Raw genomic sequence first — 2,548 nt, forward strand, 5'->3', positions numbered from 1 at the left:
TCACCAAAAAGTTATATTAAGAGAAGAAACTCCAATTAATTTCTTTTCATGCAACCTTTTTTACTTCGTTCTCGTCTATATAAATAGAAGTAATAATTCAATAAAAGCGCAACTGTAAAATTAAATTCAGTTATTTGATTTTACAGTTGACATTAAACTTGAATATGAAGGTAATTCCCTTACACCAAGAAGATAAAAAGCTTATTACATTGGCTGTTGATCATAATCGACAAGCTCAGCAGCGGATTTATGCCAAATTTTCTTCAAAGATGTTAAGTGTGTGCAGGCAATACATTAATGACCTTCATCATGCCGAGGATGTTATGATTACTGGATTTATGAAGGTTTTTACTCATTTAAATAAGTTTGAGCATAAAGGCAGTTTTGAGGGATGGATTCGACGCATTATGATTTATGAATGTATCGATTATCTTCGGGTGAAAAAAAACAATTTCAATCACCAAGATATAGAAGATGTAAGAATAAGCGAAAATGAATCGGTATATGAAATGGAAGATTTTTCAGTAGACGACATTCAAAACATGATTGACAATTTACCCAACGGTTATAAAATGGTGTTTAATTTATATGCTATTGAAGGCTATAAACATCAAGAAATAGCAGAAATGCTTAACATAAGTGAAGGCACATCAAAATCGCAATTATCTCATGCAAGAAAGTTATTACAACAACAAATTATAGTTTTAAAAAACAAGCTCAATGGCACAACATCAAATAGATAATCAAATCAAATCAAAGTTGAATACTCGAGAAATTCAACCCTCTGCACAAGCGTGGGATCGATTAGATGCGATGCTAACGGTTTCTGAAAATAAAAAATCAAAAAAAAGCTATGGGTGGTTTTTTGTAGCTGCTTCTTTAGTACTTTTTTTCGGATTGGGATTTTTTATCTTCAATCAAAATGAAGAGGCAAAAATTAATCTTTCAACACCTGTTCTAACCTCAGTTGATGAAGATATTGATTCAATTAAATCCAATAAAACAGGTATAATTCCGACAGAAAAAACAACACCGATTTTAGTTCAAAATGAAGTGAATTATTTAAAAGCATTAAGTAATAATAAATCAGAAGGAAGCAAGGAATTGGTAAAAGGAGAAAATGTAGCAGATGAAAAAATTGCTCCCAACTCCCAACTCCCAATTCCCAACATCCAACTCCCAACACCCGAAAAATTGTTAGTTGAAGTTTCAGTCAATCAAAAAGAAATTCCTTTAATTAAAAAAAACAAGACTAATTCTAAAATTAAAATAGATGCGGCTAGTTTATTGTCAACTGTTGAAAAAGAGTTAGACGAAAATTACAAAGAAACAACTTTAGATAAATTAAGCCGAAAATTTCAAGATGCCAAATCAGCATTAGCCAACAGAAATTACGAATAAATCAAAAATCATCATATAAATCAACAATCAAAAATCGAACAGTTATGCAAAAAATTATTTTATACACCATTGTTATTGTGTTTAGTTTACTCAGTAAAGTCAATGCTCAAGAAGATAGAAAAGAGAAAATTGAGCAAAGAAAAGAGAAAATAAAAGAAAGAAAAGAGGCGATCAAAAACAAGTCTTTGACCTTTGAAAAAAAAGTTGAGCAGATTTCAACAGCTATGGAGTTTACTTTAGCTAGAGAGAAAAATGAGTTAAAGATGAAGATCGATTCATTAGATAATTTATTTTCGCAAAATAAGATTACATCAGATGAATTGAAAAACTTAAAGTTAGTAGAAGCAGAAATTTCGGCAGGTAAAATGGAAAAAAATATGGAATTTCAAAAAATTAAGTTGGATAGTTTAATTCAAAATAAAGTAGAAACAGATAGCAAAGAAATAACCTTCAAGATAGACACAATAAATGGCAAGAAAGTCTATTCTTATTTCAAAAATAATACTACTACCTATTATGATTTTCCTGGAATGAAAATTTATAAATCAGATAATGATAAAGATGAAAAAAAATCCAGAAGAACTACATCACAATTTGTTTTTGCTTTTGGTTTAAATAATCTTATTACTAAGGGAGAAAATTTAGAAGATTCTGATTACAGAGTTTGGGGTTCGCATTTTTATGAATGGGGCGTTACTTATAATTCAAGGATTTTAAAAAACAATAATTTGCTTCATGCAAAATATGGGTTAACCTTGATGTATAATAATCTTCGTCCAACAGATAATCGCTATTTTGTAAAAAATGGGAATCAAACTGATTTAGTTACCTCAAGTGTCAATTTAGACGAATCACGTTTTAGAAATGTCTATTTAACAGCACCATTCCATTTAGAATTTGATTTCACACCAAAGAAAATGTCAAAAGACGGCACCAAAACATATTTCAGAACTCATGAATCAGTTCGTTTAGGAATTGGAGGTTATGCAGGTGTTCGCATTAAGTCAAAGCAAATTTTAAAATATGAAGCAGACGACATCAAAGTAAAAGAAAAACAAAAAGGCGATTTCAATGTTTCAGATTTTAATTATGGTTTAAGTGCTTATGTAGGTTATAAGGCTACAAGTCTATATGTTAAATATGACTT

At 29.8% G+C, this 2,548-nt stretch carries 3 protein-coding genes; all 3 read left to right on the forward strand.

The window, feature by feature from the left end; all coding sequences use genetic code 11:
- Window positions 1-164 precede the first annotated feature (164 nt).
- On the forward strand, window positions 165-743 hold the full coding sequence (locus ACIQZC_RS10665; RefSeq protein ID WP_396139203.1) for an RNA polymerase sigma factor: 579 nt from the start codon (window positions 165-167) through the stop codon (window positions 741-743).
- Entirely contained in the window at window positions 721-1,401 is a 681-nt protein-coding gene (locus ACIQZC_RS10670; protein WP_396139204.1) for a hypothetical protein, read from the forward strand. The genes ACIQZC_RS10665 and ACIQZC_RS10670 overlap by 23 nt, the downstream gene beginning before the upstream one ends.
- 44 nt (window positions 1,402-1,445) lie before the next feature.
- On the forward strand, window positions 1,446-2,548 hold a 1,103-nt coding region (locus ACIQZC_RS10675), incomplete at its 3' end, for a hypothetical protein (protein WP_396139205.1).

The sequence above is a fragment of the Flavobacterium sp. genome (assembly GCF_044338735.1).
In the GTDB taxonomy this organism is placed as follows: domain Bacteria; phylum Bacteroidota; class Bacteroidia; order Flavobacteriales; family Flavobacteriaceae; genus Flavobacterium.

Bases quoted from the DNA above. Each gene is read 5' to 3' on its own strand.
- ACIQZC_RS10665 (WP_396139203.1), top strand. From the start codon at position 165: ATGAAGGTAATTCCCTTACACCAAGAAGATAAAAAGCTTATTACATTG.
- ACIQZC_RS10670 (WP_396139204.1), top strand. From the start codon at position 721: ATGGCACAACATCAAATAGATAATCAAATCAAATCAAAGTTGAATACT.